Source organism: Cellulomonas chengniuliangii (assembly GCF_024508335.1).
GTDB classification, from domain to species: Bacteria; Actinomycetota; Actinomycetes; order Actinomycetales; family Cellulomonadaceae; genus Cellulomonas_A; species Cellulomonas_A chengniuliangii.
Window position 1 is genome coordinate 2589448 of record NZ_CP101988.1, and the last position, 18104, is coordinate 2607551.

Below are 18104 nucleotides of genomic sequence, written 5' to 3' on the forward strand. Positions count from 1 at the left end.
GCTGGAACCTGAGTCCGCTCGCCCCGCGCCTAGTCCTCCTCGGGGCCGGTCTTGCCGGTGGTGACCCGTCGGACCCTGCCCGCCGCACGGCGTGCGACTTCCTTGACCCCGCCCGCAGCGAGGTACTCGCGCATCAGCGCGACGTCAGACCGCACACCACCGCGAGGCTTGGCGAACGGGCGAGCCGTCGACGCGCCCGCACCAAGGACGTGTTCCAGGTCGGCCGCGCGGCGCGGCAGACGACAGAACGCGACGAGCGGCTCGAGGACGTTCTGCCACGTGTACTGCTGCGCCACCGCTGCGACGTTCGCCTTCGCCCGCGCGATTGCCGCCTCGTCGAACAAGTAGGTCTCCAACGCGGCCTCGAGCGCGTCAACGTCCTTGGGCGGCACTGTGGCCCCCAGCCCATGCTGGTCGATGACCGTCGCGAAGGTGTCCCCTTCTGTGGCGACGATCGGCAGGTTGGCCCACAGGTAGTCGAGGATCCGTGTCCGGAAGCTGAAGGCCGTCTCGATGTGGTGGAAGTGCGTCGAGACGCCCAGGTCCCCATCCAGCAGGTAGTCGGCGCGCTCCGCATAGGGCACCCAGCCCTCATTGAAGAACACATGCGTCCCGGTGAGGCCGAGCTCGTCGGAGAGCTGCTGCAACTCCCAGGCGATCTTCATGTCGGGCACGCCGGGGTTCGGGTGCTTCAGGCCCATGAAGTAGAGACGAACATCAGGGTGCCGAACCCGGAGCCGATCCACGGCGCGCACGAGCGTGAGCGGGTCGAACCAGTTGTAGACGCCGCCGCCCCAGATGATGACCTTGTCGTCGAGGCCGATACCCGGCACGACGCCCTTGATCGCGTGCCGCGACTGGACGGGCGGCTCGCCAGGGATCCCGAAGGGCACGACGCCGACGAGCCCGCCCAGGCTCTCGTCCTCGTCGTAGACCGCCGCGTTGATCCGGCCCTGGCCCGCGAGCTGGCCGAGCCAGAAGTCACGCTGCTTCTCCGAGGCGCACACCACGTAGTCGGCTCGGCGCAACTGGTCGTTGAGCACGCGCGTCGTCTCACGGATCGACACGGCCCGGCCCCCGGCCCCGAGGTCCTTGGCCTGCTCGAGCTGCTCGAGGTGCATCGGGTCGTAGACGTCGGCGACCAGGATCTTCGAGCTTCCCATCAGCCATGGCGCGGCTTCGAGGAGGAAGCCCTGGAAAACGATGACGTCGGCCCAGTCGGTATGCTCGCGGAGCCTGACCCCGCCATTGGCGACCACGACGTCGAACGTCTCGCTGGTGACCTTCGCGCCTGCCGTCGACAGCAGCCGGACGTCGTGCTCTGCTCCCAGCGCCGTGGCGATCTCCCAGGCGCGGATCGCGGGGCCCGCCATCCTGTCGAGCAGCGGCTCACCGGTGACGACCAGAATCCGCTGCCGCGACACGAAGTGCTGCGCGATCCCGAACGCCTCGACCAGGTGGTCGTGGCCCGCGAGATAACTGGGGATTCCGTAGGCGGGCTCGATCGCGTGACGGAACAGCGGGAAGAGCTCACGGTCGCTCCGTCGCCGCGATGCTTGCAGCGTCGCGCGCGACTTCATGAGGCTCGGCAACTGCTCGACGAAGTAGTCGATCGCATACGGCCCGGTGAGGGCCATCTTGTCGACCTCGACGGTCCCGACCTTGTCGCCACCGGGCGACCGTTGCAGGTCGAGCAGGGTCGCGTCGGTGTCGGTGCGGGCGATCGAGCGCCGCACGGCGAGAGCCATCGCGGCCGGCAGCGCCTTCGCGAGCGACTCGTCGTCGAGGTTCTTGTACATGGACATCAGCGCGTTGCGCTCGAGCAGGTAGCTCTCGCGGAAGTCGCCGAACTTCTTCATCGTCACGTGGTGGCGGTGGTACGCCACCGACTCCGGGACGTAGCGGACCCGGTAGCCCAGCAGGTTCAGCCGCCAGCCCAGGTCGACGTCCTCGTAGAACATGAAGAACCGCTCGTCGAAGCCGCCGACCTCTCGGAACAGCCCCGTGGGCATGAACATCGCCGCGCCGGTGCCGAACAGCACGTCCTTCGGCGTGTCGTACTCGCTCGAGTCGGGCCATTCCGTCTCGCGCTTGTAGCCCATCCCGAACCAGGTCAGCGAACCGTCGACGTAGTCGACCTTCGTCCCTTCCCAGTCCAGCACCTTGCTGGCCACCGCGCCGATGGTCGCGTCGGCGCTCATCGCTTCCACAGCGGCGGAGATCCACTGAGAGCCGGGGCGGGCGTCATTGTTGATGAAGCCCACCCACTCCCCCGAGCTGTGGGCGACTCCGAGGTTGCAGCCGCCGGCGAAGCCCAGGTTGCCACCGGACTCGACGACGATCGCCTGGGGGAACGCCTCCCGGATGCGCCCGGCGGAGCCGTCCTGCGAGTCGTTGTCGACGACCACCAGTTCCAGCTGCTCAACCGGCCACTCGACCTCGTCGAAGTACCGCAGGCACGCGATCGTGTCGTCGGCGCCCTTGTAGTTGACCAGGACGACCGAGACGACGCCCTTGCGCGTCTCCCGGGTCGGAGCGGAGCTCATGCCTCTCCCTCAAGCAGTTGACGATCATGGTCGACCATGCGGGCAACCATGGTGCGGAAGTCGACTGTGGGCGACCACCCGAGCTCACGATGCGCCTTCGCCGCGTCTCCCACCTGTTCAGTGGCGTCCACCGGCCGCACGAAGGCTGGATCTGTGCTGACGTGAGCGGACCAGTCGTCAATGCCAGCGCGGGAGAAGGCCGCTGCGACGAAGTCCTCGACCGAGTGGGTGCGCCCCGTCGCAACCACGAAGTCGTCGGCCACGACGTGGCGTGCCGCCCGCACGATGGCATCGACGTAGTCCGGGGCCCAGCCCCAGTCGCGCCGGGCATCGAGGTTCCCAAGGACCAGCTCACCGCGGCCATCCCGTGCGATCCGTGCGGCCGCCTGCGTGATCTTGCGCGTGACGAAACTCGGCGGCCTGAGCGGGGACTCGTGATTGAACAGGATGCACGCGGCGACGTGCAGGCCCCGCCCTCGGTACACGTGCGCCATGTGGTGCGCATAGGCCTTCGCTGCACCGTACGGCGACACAGGACGGATCTCGGTCTGCTCGTCCTGCGGCGACACACGGGGCTGGCCGAAGATCTCCGCGCTCGAGGCTTGCACCACCCGCACCGCACGCCCGCGTTGCTCCTGGAGCTGCCATGCGGCGGCGAAGATCTCCGCCGCGGCCAGTCCAGAGAGCAGGCCGGTCAGCACAGGCTCCTGCCAGGAGAACCCCACCGAGCTGACGCCGGCGAGGTGGTAGACCTCATCGGGATCCACCTCGCAGATCAGGCCCCGCAGCGCTGGCCCATCGGACAAGTCGACTTCGTGCAGCACCACCTCGGGGTGCGCCGAAGACAGGTCCCTGGCCAACCCGTCACCGGGCCGCACCATCCCGTGCACCTCGACGCCCTCGCGGAGGAGGCGCTGACGAAGAAAAGTGCCGTCCTGCCCGGTGATCCCGGTGACGAGCGCAACCGTCACTTGGTCAGATCCCTGCCAAGGCGCGCTGCTCCACCAGGTCGTTGTCCACCATCATGGTGACGAGCTCTTCGAACCCGACCTTGGGCTTCCATCCGAGCTTCTCCTGCGCCTTGGCAGGGTCCCCGATCAGGAGCTCGACCTCAGCGGGCCGCATGAAACGCGGGTCCTGCTTGACGTAGGACTGCCACTCGTCGATGCCGATGCGGTTGAAGGCCACGTCCAGCAGCTCGCGGATGGAGTGGGTCTCCCCCGTGGCGACGACGTAGTCGTCCGCCTCGTCCTGCTGGAGCATGCGCCACATCGCCTCGACGTAGTCGCCGGCGAAGCCCCAGTCGCGCTTGGCGTCCAGGTTGCCCATGGTGATGTCGTCCTGGAGCCCGAGCTTGATGCGCGCGACGGCCTGCGTCACCTTGCGCGTGACGAACTCCGGCCCGCGACGCGGCGACTCGTGGTTGAACAGGATCCCGGAGGAGGCGTGCATCCCGTAGGACTCGCGGTAGTTGATGGTCATGTAGTGGCCGAACACCTTCGCGACGCCGTACGGCGACCGCGGCCACAGCAGCGTGCTCTCGCGCTGCGGGACCTCCTGGACCTTGCCGAACATCTCCGAGCTCGACGCCTGGTAGAAGCGGACCTTGCCCAGGTCGTCGCCCGCGTACAGACGGATCGCCTCGAGGATGTTCAGGACGCCCTGGCCCGTCACGTCCGACGTGACGTGGGCGTTGTCCCAGGAGTAGGCAACGAACGAGATCGCGCCGAGGTTGTACACCTCATCGGGCTGCGCGACGTTCAGCGCCCTCAGCAGGCTCGACATGTCAGTCAGGTCGCCCGTCACGAGGTGCACGCCCGGCACGGTGTGCCGCACGAGCTCCAGCTTCGGGTTGTTCTGGCCGCGGATCAGGCCGTAGACCTCATACCCCTTCGACAGCAGAAGCTCAGAGAGGTACAGGCCATCCTGGCCCGTGATACCGGTGATAAGTGCGCGGGGCATGATTCCTCGTGGTCAGAGAGACGGTGGCCTCGCCGATCGTACAGTCATCGAGCAGCCGAAGACTCTGCGCTGACGGGCTCGGCGCCTATGATGTCCGCGTGTCGACCCCCCCATTCGTATCCTTCGCCCAGAACGGCGAGGACGTCGTCCTCTGGCGTGTTCTACACAGCCTCCCCCAGGGCAGGTATGTCGAGGTGGGGGCGAACCATCCCCGTGTCGACTCCATCTCACGCGCCTTCTATGACCGTGGCTGGTCGGGCATCACCATCGAGCCCGTCCCCCACTTCGCAGACCTCCATCGTGAGGAGCGCCCTCGTGACCGCTTCGTCGAAGCAGCGGTGAGCAGCACCCCAGAGGCGCACATCCAGCTGCACATGGTGAAGGGCACGGGCCTGTCGACTGTCGTCGACGCCGTGAGCTCGGAGCATGCGCGAGCCGGCATCGCGCATGAGGACATCACCGTGCCCGTCGTGCGGCTCGACGACCTGCTCGACGACGCGGGCTGGCAGGGCGAGGACATCCACTTCGTCGTGATCGATGTGGAAGGCGCCGAGCGCTCCGCGCTCGAGACCATCGACCTCCGCAAGTGGCGGCCGTGGATCCTCGTGATCGAGTCGACGGCGCCCAACTCCACGACGCCGACCCACGATGAGTGGGAGGAGCTCGTCGTGGACGCCGGCTACGAGTTCTGCCTCTTCGACGGCGTGTCTCGGTTCTACCTGGCGCAGGAGCACGCGGCGCAGCTCCGCGCCGCACTGTCCTACCCCGTATGCGCCCACGACGAGTTCGTCCGCGCACACGACCTTGCGCTCAAGGCCGAGCGGGAGGCGCTGCTCGACCAGGTCGTGCACTGGCGCACCACCGCCCTCGCCGGTTGGGCGGAGATCGCTGCCAAGACCGAGCCGGACGTCGATCCGGCCCTGGAGCAGGAGGTGGAGCGGCTTCGGGCGGAGCTCGCCGCCATGCACGAGACGCTGTCGTGGAAGGTCACAGGAGGGCTTCGGCTCGCGCGGCGAGCCATGGGAGCGGCGAGGCGCTCACGATGACCTCGACGATCGAGGCGTCCGCTGTGTTGACGGCCCTCGACCAGCGGTTGTTGACGGCGGCCACTGTGCTGGCGCCGCAAGCCGTTCCCGCGCCTCTGCCCACGGCAGTCGGCGAGGTGTCTGCCGCACTCCTGCCCACCCTCATCGCCGCCTGTCGAGGCGCCGACAAGCATGACGCCCGATGGCTCGTCTGGACAGCGGTGACCGGGACCTTCCCCACGCCGAACTCGCATCGGCGGTTCTCCCGGCGCCTTGAGCTCGTGCCCGATCACGTGGCGGAGACGTGGCTACTGGAGTGTGCGCTCGCACCCGCGCATCGACGATCGGCCCGCCTCCCGATGAGCCTCGTCGCGCACGGCGTCGTGGCCGACGTCGACTTCTGCGCACGCCATGACACTCATACGGGTATCCAGCGCGTTGTGCGCGGTGTGATGCCGAGGTGGGCGAGCGCGCATGACATCACCGCTACCGCGTGGGTGGACGACTACACCGCGATGCGCAGCCTCGCCCCCCACGAGCACACCCGCGTCTTCCAGCACCAGGAGTCGCTGGCGAACGCTGTCGACGACCTGACACCACGCGCCGAGGGCCAGCTCGTCGTGCCCTGGAAGAGCGTCGTCGTCCTGCCTGACGTCCCCAACCCGGGGAGCAGCGACGCGCTGTCGGCGCTCGCCCAATTCTCGGGGAACACGCTGTCGCTGATCGGGTACGACATGATCCCCGTCACCAGCGGCGAGACGCGCCCCCCAGCCGACTCGGTCACCTTCGCGCAGTATCTGACCGTCGTGAAGCACGCGCACCGAGTCGCCGGCATCAGCAGGTCGGCGACGACCGAGTTCGCCGGGTACGCGAGCGCGCTGAGCGCCCAGGGCATGGTCGGCCCGCACGTCACCGAAGTGCCGCTCACCGAGGAGGCCCCGAGCCCCGAGGCGGGCGATCGGACGCCTCACCAGCGGGAACGCCCGCTCGTCGTCTGCATCGGGACGCATGAGCCGCACAAGAACCACCGGACGATCCTGCACGCGGCCGAGCGGCTGTGGCGTCAAGGCCTGGACTTCGAGCTGCGCCTCATCGGGAAGGGCGGCTGGACCGACGCCGCCATCGCACCCGGCATCGCGCGCCTCACAGCCGCTGACCGGCCACTCGACATCGTCCGCGATGCCTCCGACGACGAGCTGTGGGCCTCGCTTCGAGCCGCGGCCTTCACTGTCTTCATCTCGTTGCACGAGGGGTACGGTCTTCCTGTCGCCGAATCACTGTCATGCGGCACACCCGTCATCACGTCGAACTTCGGCAGCCAGCAGGAGATCGCTCAGAATGGCGGGTGCTTGACCGTGGACCCTCGGGACGACGACGCCGTGACCGATGCCATGCGCCTCCTCCTGACGGATGCCACGTTGAGGGACCGGCTGAGGGCTGAGGCCCTTGCACGCCCCCAGCGCACCTGGGACCAATACGCGGAGGAACTCTGGGAGGCGCTTGTGGCGCCCCCTGACAGCGCCTCGACCGACGCACGCACCGTGAGGGACAGCATTTCGTGAAGCAAGCACCCAGGGGGCACCGTGCGGCGTGGAACGCTCGACTCCCCCTCCTTCATGCGACCCTGCATCCGCAGAGCCCTCGTGAGGGCTCTGCGGCGGATTCCAGCCAGCGGCTCGACGACATCATCGACATCCGGGACAGGTCGCACATCTGGCTGGCCCTGGCCATCCTGACCGGCCGCCTGCCCACGGACCAGACAGTCGTCGAGGTTGCCCGCGTCGCCGAGTTCGACGGTTGCGCGGCGGTGTGGAAGGCGGTCGCCGACGGGACGACGGACGAGTCCGCCGCGTGGCAGGTCCGCGTCGCCCACGGGGATGTCCTGGCGGATGTCGCGCACACCGCGTCCACGGTGCTCGTCACCGGGATTCAGCGGGTGGCCCGCGAGACGGTCCGGCGATGGCTGGCCGCTGACGGCTGCCTGCCGGTGTCCTGGACCAGGGACTTCCAGTCGATGCGAGACCTGTCGGACGTCGAACTGCGGCGCATCATGGCGGCGACCGCGGAGGAAGACACCGCCGAACGCGCCTCAGCGACGGTGGTGGTGCCCTGGAAGTGCACCTACTTGCTGCCGGAGCTCGCGGCTGAGCTGAAACGCACCGGCCGCCTGCGGGCGCTCGCCCAGTTCTCCGGGAACCGCACCGGTGTCATCGGCTTCGACTGCGTCCCCATCACCTCGGCTGAGACGACCCAACTCGGCTTCAGCGCGCTGTTCACGTCCAACCTCGCCGCCGTCCGCTCATTCGACCGAATCGCTGCGATCTCTGGTGCGGCATGCGCCGAGTACCTCGGCTGGAAGTCCATGCTCGGCGCGATCGGCGTCGCTGGACCGGAGGTTCGCGCGGTCCAGCTCCCCGTGGAGATCGGGGAGACGACCGACGCCGACATCGCCGCCGCCCGCGACAGGTTCCTGGTCGGCGGTCTGCCGCTGGTGCTTGTCGTGGGAAGCCATGAGCCGCGGAAGAACCACCTGGCGGTCCTCCACGCCGCCGAGCTCCTGTGGCGCGAGGGTGTGGAGTTCACCCTCACCTTCGTCGGGGGAAACTCATGGGGTGGCGAGGAGTTCGCCAACCGATTGGCGGCGATGCAGCGGGAGGGCCGAGCGGTCGACGCAGTGCACCGCCTGTCAGACGCGCATCTCTGGGGGGCCTACCGCCTGGCCCGCTGCACGATCTTCCCCTCCGTGAACGAGGGCTTCGGCCTGCCTGTGGCCGAGTCACTCGCAGCCGGCACCCCTGCCATCACGTCGGCCTTCGGCAGCATGCTCGAGATCGCGTCCGAGGGGGGCGCGCTCACGGTCGATCCGCATGACGACCACCAGTTGGCCGACGCGCTGCGCGCCTTGCTCCTCCAGGACGAACTGCACGACTCGCTGGTGCGCGCGGCGAAGGCCCGCCCCGAGCGCACGTGGGACACCTACGCCCGCGAGCTGTGGGACTTCCTCGTCGGGGACGACGCCCAGAACTAGTGAGACCTCAGGGGTAGCGGGCGACGGCCCGGTCGCGGTACTCCAGGCTCCCCGCGATACCGATGCGGACCGCGCCCTCACCCTGCGCCAGGAGCACGTTCGCCCACCCCGCCAGACCCGTCGGGTCAGGCCCCCGACCCAGGAACGTCTGGTAATACGCGCCCGCCCGCAACCGAGCCGCCTCCATCGAGAACCAGATCCCGTCGACAGCCGCCCCGTTGCCCCGCTGCCGCATCACACCAGCCCACGTGGCCACCTCGCCATCGGTGGCCGGACGACCCAGCACCGTCTGGTACAGACGCCGAACATACCCCTCCGGAGTGCCACCAGAGATCTCGTAATACTCCACCGAGTCATAGAACCGCCGCTGCACATCGTCCACCGTGCGATTGCCCGCCCGGATCTCGCTCAACCACGCCGCCGCGCCCGCCGGCTCCGGCTCACGCCCCAGCACCTCCCGGTACGCCTTCGTCACCCGCGACGAGATGTACTCATCACTGCGCGTCAACGTGTTCACCAACGCCGACTGGCTCGTGCCCGACATCAACGACGCCGTCCACCCTGCCAACCCCGTCGGATCCGGCCCCCGACCCAACAAATCCTGATACAACGCCGTCACCACAGACCGCGACACGGCCGACGACGTCGTGGTCACCGTGAACCAGTCGCTCTTGAGCCCGAGTCGGCTGCGCACCTGGTCGCCGGTGAACGTGGTGCGCGTCCCGTCTGCGGACGTGACGACGACTTTGGACACCCGCCCGCCGTCTGATCCGAGTCCGTTGCGTCCTGTGACGGCGAACGCGCCGATCGTCCCGACGCCGAGCCTGGAGGCAACGTCCGCAAGGCTCATGGACACCGTCCATGAGCGGTTCGGGTTGAGCGTGACCGCGTCACCTAGGTCGGGGACGGCGGGGAAGGCCCCACCCGCGGTGTGGCCACCTGTCGACGAGCTGAACTCGGTCCGAACCGGTGCGCTGCTGCCAGGCTTGACGCGGACCTGCGCCGCCGTCGCGGCGATGGCGGCGTCCGCGTAGCGGCCCTCCAGGCTCGTCCGCGCCCCGTTGGCCTGCTTGAAGGCGGCGCCCTGGTACACCTGGCACGTCGTGGTGTCGCAGGTGCGGGCCCCGGAGCTGCGCGTGCCGGACAGCGCGTAGCTGCGCGCGGCGACGGCCTGCGCCTTCAGGGCCTCCAATCCGTTGGGCAGGGCTCCCCAACTGTCGGGCGACTCTCGAGGCAGGACGCCACGTAGGTAGTCCTCAGTGGGGAGCACGTTGAAGGTGGACTGCTGACCTGTGCTGGCATGCCGCTGGACCGTGAGCACTCCCCGGTACGACCTCTCGCCCGACCCCTCGCAGACTCGAACGAGGTCGGCGTCTTGCTGTGACACGGTGCTGATCGTGACTGTTGCATAGGTGCCGAGCGTCGCCCAGCCACCAGAGCAGCTCGTTCCGGTCTGCACCACGAACTGGCCACCGCCAGCGCTGGCGACGCGCACTGCGCCATTGACTGGTTGGACTCCGTTGACTATCAGCCCGGCGCCAACCGCACGCAGCTCCGTGCCCGCCAGCGCCGTCAACTCGACGGAGATCGTCGCCTCTGCGGAGGAGCCCATCACTGTTCCGCCGTAGTAGTGGTCCAGGATCTGCACGTAGTTCCACCCGTGGTCCCGCGCGTATCCCAAGGCCCCGTACTGGCCCATGCCCCGCCCGTGCCCCCACCCCCGCCCGGTGAACGTGGCGTCGCCGTCGGCGCTCGCTGCCACAGCAGGCGAGGCGAGCGGTGCGGCGACCAAGGCGCCCACCAGCGCAGACGTGAGGAGCGTCGCGATGACGCGGGACTGCACGGAGAGTCGCATGGGTTTCCCTGGAGGCGGTTGGGTCGAGAGCCACAGTCATTTGACCATGACGGCCCCCGATCCAGACGGACCCCCACGCGCGCCGCGGCTCCCTGATCCGGAAGGTAGTCTGACCCGGCCGATCCAGTACCCGGCGACGGGCTGGCCTTGCCGGGAGCAGGAAGCACATGAACAACCAGAGCGAGATCCGCGACCTTCATCTGGCTCGCGAGCCACTTCGGGACGCTGGACCGCGTCCAGGGTTCATCGGGGGGACCCTGCAGTCGGTGCGCGACATCTTCACGCACCGCGAGCTGCTCAAGATGCTCGTCGGACGAGAGCTGAAGGCCAGGTACAAGGACAGCAGCCTGGGGTTCATCTGGAGCCTCGCGCGCCCCCTCGCGATGCTGCTGATCTACTACGTCGCGATCGGGAAGTTCCTCGGCGCGGCTAGGAACATCCCCGACTTCGCCATCTATATCTACACCGGCCTCACAGCGTGGCAGCTGTTCTCCGAGATCATCTCCAGCGGCACAGGCTCGATCGTGGCCAATTCCGGCCTGATCAAGAAGGTGTACCTCCCTCGTGAGGTCTTCCCGCTCAGCGTCATCGGGTCGGCGTTGTTCAACTTCTCCATCCAGCTCGTCGTGCTCATCGGGGCGACAATCGCGGTCGGCAACTTCCCCACGGGCGCCCGCTGGCTGTACCTCCCCCTGTCGCTCTTCGTGCTCCTCGTGTTCGCGACCGCGTTCGCCCTGCTCCTCTCGGCTGTCAACGTGTACTTGCGAGACGTGCAGTACCTGGTCGAGATCGTCATGATGATCGGATTCTGGCTGTCCCCCATCGTGTACTCGTGGACCCAGGTCACCGACACGGTGAGTGCCAAGTGGATCCAAGAGCTGTACCTGGCCAACCCGATGACCCTGGTCACGATGGGCTTCCAGAAGGCGTTCTGGGTCTCCGGCGACAGCCAGGTCCTCCCCGACCTACTGCCGGAACGGCTTGCGATCGCAGGCGTGGTCGGCCTACTTCTGCTCTGGGTGTTCCAGCGCGTGTTCGCCCGCCTGCAGAGCAACTTTGCACAGGAGCTGTGATGAGCACCACCGAGGTCATCCGGATCGACAACCTCTCGAAGCGGTTCGTCATCCGCAAGGAGAAGTCCCTCAAGGAGCGGGTCGTCAATTTCGGCCGTTCGAATCTGCACAAGGACGACTTCTGGGCGCTGAGCGACGTCAACGTCTCGATCAGGTCCGGTGAGACCGTCGGCCTTGTCGGGCCCAACGGGTCTGGCAAGAGCACGTTGCTGAAGATGATCGGCGGGATCCTGCAGCCCACGTCGGGCACGGTGCAGTTGCGAGGACGCCTCGCCGCGCTTCTGGAGCTGGGCGCCGGGTTCCACCCCGACCTCACTGGTCGGGAGAACGTGTACCTCAACGCCTCGATCCTGGGCATCAGCAGACAGCAAACTGACCGCTACTTCGACGCGATCGTCGACTTCTCGGGTATCGAGCAATTCATCGACACGCAGGTCAAGTTCTACTCGTCCGGCATGTACGTGCGCCTTGCCTTCGCTGTCGCCGTCCATGTCGACCCCGACATCCTGCTGGTCGACGAGGTGCTGGCAGTCGGTGACGAGCCGTTCCAACGCAAGTGCCTGGAGCGGGTGCGGCAGTTCCAGCACGAGGGTCGGACCATCGTGCTCGTCACGCACAGCCTCGACCAGGTCGCTGACTTCTGCGATCGGGCGATCGTGCTGGAGAAGGGCAGGGTCGTCGCTGACGATGTGCCTCGCGTCGCTCTGCCCATCCTGCGCCGGGACTTCGAGGCGACCCGCCAAGAGGATGTCGACCGCGCCCAGGAGCGCGCCGTGGGTCCTGACGCCGTCGCCGCGCGCGCGCGCATCGACAGCGTGACGCTCACGTCAGGCCAGCAGGCCGTCGCCAGCGAGTCGGCGACCATCACGCCTGGCGACGCGGTCACCGCCCATGTCCAGGTCACCGCGGAGGAGCCGCTGGAAGACTGGGTCTTGGGGATCGGCGTCGACACCCCGCTCGGCACGTCCGTCTTCGGAACGAACACCAAGTTCCTCGACGTCCGCATGCCGAGGCTGGTGGGCACTGGCTCGTACGCGTTCAAGCTCGACGACGTGGCGTTGGGCGAGGGCGCGTACAACGTCCATGCGGCCCTCGCTCTCACGAGCGGCACGGAACTGCATCGCCTCACCCCTGGCGCCGGGCTGACTGTCGTCGGCGACGGGACTTCGCAGGGGCACGTGCACATCAACACCGCCTTCGAGATTGACGAGGGCGTGCCGCTGTCCTAGCCAACGCCGCTGGGGCCTGCCGGGAGCGATCCCCGGCAGGCCCCAGCGGGCGGAAGCTCAGGGGTAGCGGGCGACGGCCCGGTCGCGGTACTCCAGGCTCCCCGCGATACCGATGCGGACCGCGCCCTCACCCTGCGCCAGGAGCACGTTCGCCCACCCCGCCAGACCCGTCGGGTCAGGCCCCCGACCCAGGAACGTCTGGTAATACGCGCCCGCCCGCAACCGAGCCGCCTCCATCGAGAACCAGATCCCGTCGACAGCCGCCCCGTTGCCCCGCTGCCGCATCACACCAGCCCACGTGGCCACCTCGCCATCGGTGGCCGGACGACCCAGCACCGTCTGGTACAGACGCCGAACATACCCCTCCGGAGTGCCACCAGAGATCTCGTAATACTCCACCGAGTCATAGAACCGCCGCTGCACATCGTCCACCGTGCGATTGCCCGCCCGGATCTCGCTCAACCACGCCGCCGCGCCCGCCGGCTCCGGCTCACGCCCCAGCACCTCCCGGTACGCCTTCGTCACCCGCGACGAGATGTACTCATCACTGCGCGTCAACGTGTTCACCAACGCCGACTGGCTCGTGCCCGACATCAACGACGCCGTCCACCCTGCCAACCCCGTCGGATCCGGCCCCCGACCCAACAAATCCTGATACAACGCCGTCACCACAGACCGCGAAGCCCCGTATTGCTGGCTGTCGAAGTACGTGCGCGCCGTCGCCCGAATACCGGGCAAGGCCGCCATGCCCCCGTTCCCGGGGCATGCCGTGTACGAGACGTCACGGTGGCCGAACACCCGTGGGAGGGTGACGGTGGTGTTCTTGTACCTCGCGTTCTCACCCGCACCCGTCGTGTAGGACATCGATCCTTGAGGGTTGACGTTGTACGCGGCTAGACGCACTCCGATGATGCTGGCGACGGCGCGTTCCATTGCCAAGGGTGGCGCCGCGTCGTACGTGCCGAGCATCGAGACTCCGACGGTGCCGGTGTTGAAGCCTCCGGCATGGACGCCGATCACGGCCTCGGTCAGGCTGTTCGCGCGGCCCTCGTAGAGGTTCCCCCACTTGTCCACAACGAAGTTGTAACCGAGGTCGCACCAGCCACGGCCGTCGATGTGGTAGCTCTGGTCGTTGCGTATCTGCTGCATCGCCTGCGCGACTGTGCTGTAGGCGTTGGAGCCAGCGGTGTGGTGCACCACGGCGCCGACCAGCGATCTCGCGACATCGGGTGCGCACACTTGCGCGCGCGCCCCCCACTCCGCGCGGGTGATCACCCGCGGTGCCGAGGCGGCAGCGGGGACGACGCCGTGATCGACAACACTCACGAGACGCGTCGTCTGGGCGGCTGCCGCCGATCCAGTGGCTCCAGCAGCCGGCATGGAGGCCGGGGCGGCCGTCGGCACGCTGGCCAATTCCGTGCCGACCAGGGTGAGGGCGAGCCCGGTGGCGCCCTGTTCGCTGGCCTCGAAAGCGAGTTGGACGGCATCGGACTCTCCGAACCACACCGGTTCTGTGCCGCCGCGCCGTGACGAGGCAGCGTCGACGGTGCCAGGGTCAGGGGCGACGTCATCCACCTCGAGGTCGACCCAGTCCGACCAGGCGCCGTCCACCCGCGCCCGCACCTGGGCACCGAGGTCGGTGGCTTGTTGGCCCTCCGGCCAGGTCACCCCGACAGTCTGGAAACTGCCGGCCTCGAAGACCTCGGTCTCCACCCGGTCACCCGCGACCTGGTCGGCGACGATCACCTCGGGGCTCGACCGACCCCGCTCGAGGCTCTCGGACTCACGCACCTCGCCCTCGACGTCGATCCCAGGGACGACGATGTCGACCTGGGTGAGCGACGGCTCCCCCCCGGGGATCGTCGATGACACCGCGCGGGTCACGTCGACGGGATGCGATCGGGTGGCGGGCACCGCGGGTTCCACGGTGTGCGGGGGCGCGACCGCGAGCAGTGCTGCGACAACGATGAGGCGAACAAGCACTGTCATGTCCAGACCTTGGCGGTGAGAGCAACGCGAGTCTCTGTCGGCCATGACTTGCGGTCAAGGACCGCCACGCAGCTCGACCAACATCGTTGAGAATTGGCTGGCTCCACGCGCGGGCTCCGACCGGCGTGATCCCCTGTGAGATCATGTCCGCGTGCGGATCACCCTGGATGCGACTCCGCTGCTCGGAGCTCGGACCGGTGTCGGGCAGTATGTCCAGCACCTGGTCGCGGAGTTACCCGCCGCTATCGCGCGACGCGACCTCGACGCCGAGGTGCGCGCCACGACCTGGACGGCACGGGGCTCGAGGCTGACCGATCTTCCTCAGGAGGTCGCCCAAGTCGGGCCGCGCGTCCCCGCGCGCCTGCTCCGCGAGCTCTGGCGCCGTGGCGACCACCCCCGCATCGAGACGCTGGTGGGCAGGACAGAGGTGTTCCACGGGACGAACTTCACCTCTCCACCGACCCACCGTGCCCGAGAGGTCGTCACGATCCACGACCTCACCTACGTCCTGCACCGGAGCACCGTGAGCTCGGCGAGCGTCCTCTACCAGGAGCTGGTCCCCCGCGCCCTGGCACGCGGGGCGCATGTGGTGACGCCAAGCCACGCGGTCGCAGCGGAGGTCGCGGCCTTCTACGACCTGGACACCTCCCGGGTCACGGCGACGCCCCTTGGCGTCGAGCTCGACTGGTTCGACGCCACGCCGGCCTCTCCCGCCTGGCTGTCCACTCACGGCCTCCCCACGGACTATCTCGTGTTCGTGGGCTCGCTCGACCCTCGCAAGAATCTGCCGACCCTTCTGGCCGCACACAGCCAACTCCGTGCCGAGCACCCCGACACTCCAGCCCTCGTCCTCGCGGGGCCTGCCGGGCGCGAGGCGTCGCTCGCCAACCGAGCCGGGCTCCACCTCACCGGGTGGCTGAGCACGCCGGATCTTCAAGCGTTGGTCGCCGGCGCACGGGCGCTCGTGCTCCCATCGATCGACGAGGGCTTCGGGCTGCCGGTCATCGAGGCCCTCGCGACCGGCCGGCCAGTCGTGACGTCGGACATCCCCGCGCTCCGTGAGGTGGGCGGCCCCCACGCCGTGGTCGCTGACGCACTCGATCCCGCGTCTCTGGCCACAGCCCTGAGCGACGCGCTGCAACTCGCCGACGGCCCCGTGGACAGGGCGCGCCGCCGGGAATGGGCCCGCCGGTTCTCCTGGAGCGCGTTCGCGGACCGCACCCTCGACGCCTACCTCGCCTCATGACCGACGACCAGGGCGCACCAGCCGACGTCGTGGTCGTCACCGTGACGTACAACGGCGCCGACCTCGTCGCGCGCTGCCTGAACGGTCTCCTGAAGCAGGACCTACGAGGCCTGCGCATGCAGGTCGTCGTTGTCGACAACGCGTCCACGGACGGCACCGCCGCGCTGGTGGCCCAGCACTATCCCCACGTCCGGCTCATCCGCTCACCCGTTAACCTGGGCTTCGCCGGAGGGAACAACGTCGTCCTCGACACCGTCGAGAGCCCATACGTGATCCTGATCAACAACGACGCCGTGCCGGAGCCCGGTTTTGTCGCGGCACTCGTCGAAAGCCTCGCGGCATCGCCAGCCACGGTGGGCGCCCTGACTGCGACGGTGCTCCTCGCCGACCGCTTCCGACCAGCCACCTCCAGCGACCACGGCGATGTCGTCCACGGCGCCGACGGCAACTACGTGCCTGATCCGATGGGCCAGGTGACCTTGGTGAACTCGACGGGGAACGAGGTGCGCACCGACGGGTTCGGCGTCGACCGCGGCTGGCTGTGCGATGCGCGGTCCCACCACCCTGAGCGAGACGTCTTCGGCTTCTGCGGAGCGGCAGCGATCCTGCGCACCGATGCGCTACGAGACGTGGGGACATTCGATCCCGACTTCTTCCTGTACTACGAGGACACCGACCTCTCCTGGCGGCTGCGGCTCGCGGGATACACCATCGAGCACTCAGCCGACGCCGTCGTCCATCATGTTCATGCGGCCTCGACTTCTGAGGGCAGCGAGCTCTTCCGCTTCCACGATGGCCGCAATCGCTTGCTGATGCTGCTCAAATCCGCGACTCCTCAGCGCGCTGTTCGTGCGATCGCGCGTTACGTCCTCACCACCTGCTCGATCGCCGTGCGACGCAGCCAACCGGCTGCTCACGTGCGCACCCGATGCCGCGTTCTCATGTCCTTCTTGCGCCTCACGCCGAAGATGCTTCGCAAGAGGCGTGCCATTGGTCGAACCGCCCGGGTACCCCGAGCAGAGGTGGAGCGGCTGCTCGTCCCCCCGCAACCGCGATCGCCAGGGGCCTACCGGCGCTAGCCGAGTGGGCAGCAGGCCGCCCCTGCGCATCCCGGTAGACTCGCGAGATCGTCCATCAGGAGGTCTACCTGTGCGCCTGCTCGTGACCGGCGGAGCCGGTTTCATCGGCTCGAACTTCGTCCACCAGACGGTCCGGGATCGGCCGGACGTCACCGTCACTGTGCTTGACGCGCTGACTTATGCCGGTGATGAGAACAGCCTGGCCCCAGTCCGGGACCGCATCACCTTCCAGCGGGGCGATGTCACCGACTCCGAGCTCGTCGACGCTCTCGTCCGCGACTCCGACGCGGTCATCCATTTCGCTGCCGAATCGCACAACGACAACTCGCTCTCCGATCCCTGGCCGTTCGTCCAGACCAACATCGTGGGGACGTACACCCTCCTCGAGGCCGTGCGACGCCACGGCACGAGGTACCACCACATCTCGACCGACGAGGTCTACGGAGACCTCGAGTTGGACGACCCGGCCAAGTTCACCGCCGACACCCCCTACAACCCGTCGAGCCCTTACTCCTCGACGAAGGCGTCGAGCGACCTGCTCGTTCGCGCCTGGGTCCGGTCATTCGGCATCGCGGCCACGCTCTCGAACTGCTCGAACAACTACGGCCCGTATCAGCACGTGGAGAAGTTCATCCCGCGGCAGATCACGAACGTCATCGACGGCAAGCGCCCGAAGCTCTACGGCACCGGTGAGAACGTCCGAGACTGGATCCACGTCGAGGACCACAACTCAGCGGTCTGGGAGATCCTCCAGCGGGGGAAGATCGGCGAGACCTACCTCATCGGGGCGGACGGCGAGCAGAACAACAAGGACGTCGTGGAGCTCATCCTGGAGCTGACGGGCCAGCCCCGCGACGCCTACGATCTGGTCTCCGATCGCCCAGGCCACGACATGCGGTACGCCATCGACTCCTCGCGCCTGCGTGACGAGCTGGGCTGGGTCCCGCGATACGAGGACTTCCGCGACGGCCTGGCGGACACCATCGAGTGGTATCGGGCCAACGAGGCCTGGTGGCGGCCGCAGAAGGACATCACCGAGTCGAAGTACGTCGAACTCGGTCGCTGATAGGAG

13 protein-coding genes are annotated in these 18104 nt (G+C 68.0%); 8 read left to right on the forward strand and 5 right to left on the reverse strand.

What is annotated here, in order from left to right:
* Positions 1–29: 29 nt before the first annotated feature.
* Genes NP064_RS12015 through gmd form a run of 3 tightly spaced genes read right to left on the reverse strand, consistent with a single transcriptional unit; the run spans position 30 to position 4508 of the window.
* Entirely contained in the window at positions 30–2546 is a 2517-nt protein-coding gene (locus NP064_RS12015; RefSeq protein WP_227569423.1) for a glycosyltransferase, read from the reverse strand.
* Positions 2543–3517, reverse strand: a complete 975-nt coding sequence (locus NP064_RS12020) for a GDP-mannose 4,6-dehydratase (RefSeq protein WP_227569422.1) — start codon at positions 3515–3517, stop codon at positions 2543–2545. Before NP064_RS12020 ends, NP064_RS12015 begins: the two co-directional genes overlap by 4 nt.
* A gap of 4 nt (positions 3518–3521) precedes the next feature.
* Positions 3522–4508, reverse strand: coding sequence for a GDP-mannose 4,6-dehydratase (gene gmd, locus NP064_RS12025; protein ID WP_227569421.1), 987 nt, complete (start codon positions 4506–4508; stop codon positions 3522–3524).
* A 194-nt stretch (positions 4509–4702) separates the two neighbouring features.
* Here gmd and NP064_RS12030 point away from each other — a divergent pair, with 194 nt between their 5' ends.
* The 3 genes from NP064_RS12030 to NP064_RS12040 are packed head-to-tail and all read left to right on the forward strand — an operon-like array spanning position 4703 to position 8561.
* Positions 4703–5554, forward strand: a complete 852-nt coding sequence (locus NP064_RS12030) for an FkbM family methyltransferase (protein ID WP_256813847.1) — start codon at positions 4703–4705, stop codon at positions 5552–5554.
* A complete protein-coding gene (locus tag NP064_RS12035; RefSeq protein ID WP_227569419.1) occupies positions 5551–7095 on the forward strand; it encodes a glycosyltransferase family 4 protein in 1545 nt (514 codons plus the stop codon). The genes NP064_RS12030 and NP064_RS12035 overlap by 4 nt, the downstream gene beginning before the upstream one ends.
* On the forward strand, positions 7092–8561 hold the full coding sequence (locus NP064_RS12040) for a glycosyltransferase (RefSeq protein WP_227569418.1): 1470 nt from the start codon (positions 7092–7094) through the stop codon (positions 8559–8561). Before NP064_RS12035 ends, NP064_RS12040 begins: the two co-directional genes overlap by 4 nt.
* 7 nt (positions 8562–8568) lie before the next feature.
* On the opposite strand, the gene NP064_RS12045 is transcribed toward NP064_RS12040, so the two are convergent.
* Positions 8569–10416, reverse strand: a complete 1848-nt coding sequence (locus NP064_RS12045) for a DUF4214 domain-containing protein (RefSeq protein ID WP_227569417.1) — start codon at positions 10414–10416, stop codon at positions 8569–8571.
* A gap of 266 nt (positions 10417–10682) precedes the next feature.
* Here NP064_RS12045 and NP064_RS12050 point away from each other — a divergent pair, with 266 nt between their 5' ends.
* Both NP064_RS12050 and NP064_RS12055 read left to right on the forward strand, forming a co-directional pair.
* Complete coding sequence (locus tag NP064_RS12050) at positions 10683–11489, forward strand: ABC transporter permease (RefSeq protein WP_227569416.1); 807 nt, start codon at positions 10683–10685, stop codon at positions 11487–11489.
* Positions 11489–12718, forward strand: coding sequence for an ABC transporter ATP-binding protein (locus NP064_RS12055; protein ID WP_227569415.1), 1230 nt, complete (start codon positions 11489–11491; stop codon positions 12716–12718). Before NP064_RS12050 ends, NP064_RS12055 begins: the two co-directional genes overlap by 1 nt.
* A 57-nt stretch (positions 12719–12775) precedes the next feature.
* Here the strand turns inward: NP064_RS12055 and NP064_RS12060 are convergent, their stop codons facing one another.
* On the reverse strand, positions 12776–14707 hold the full coding sequence (locus NP064_RS12060; RefSeq protein WP_256813601.1) for a DUF4214 domain-containing protein: 1932 nt from the start codon (positions 14705–14707) through the stop codon (positions 12776–12778).
* Positions 14708–14858: 151 nt separating this feature from the next.
* Here NP064_RS12060 and NP064_RS12065 point away from each other — a divergent pair, with 151 nt between their 5' ends.
* From NP064_RS12065 to rfbB, 3 genes are all read left to right on the forward strand, one after another.
* Complete coding sequence (locus tag NP064_RS12065; RefSeq protein WP_227570758.1) at positions 14859–15953, forward strand: glycosyltransferase family 4 protein; 1095 nt, start codon at positions 14859–14861, stop codon at positions 15951–15953.
* On the forward strand, positions 15950–17032 hold the full coding sequence (locus NP064_RS12070; RefSeq protein ID WP_227570757.1) for a glycosyltransferase family 2 protein: 1083 nt from the start codon (positions 15950–15952) through the stop codon (positions 17030–17032). The genes NP064_RS12065 and NP064_RS12070 overlap by 4 nt, the downstream gene beginning before the upstream one ends.
* Before the next feature lie 70 nt (positions 17033–17102).
* Positions 17103–18098 carry a dTDP-glucose 4,6-dehydratase gene (rfbB, locus tag NP064_RS12075; RefSeq protein WP_227570756.1) on the forward strand — a complete coding sequence of 332 codons (996 nt, stop codon included), beginning with the start codon at positions 17103–17105 and terminating at the stop codon, positions 18096–18098.
* Positions 18099–18104: the final 6 nt, after the last annotated feature.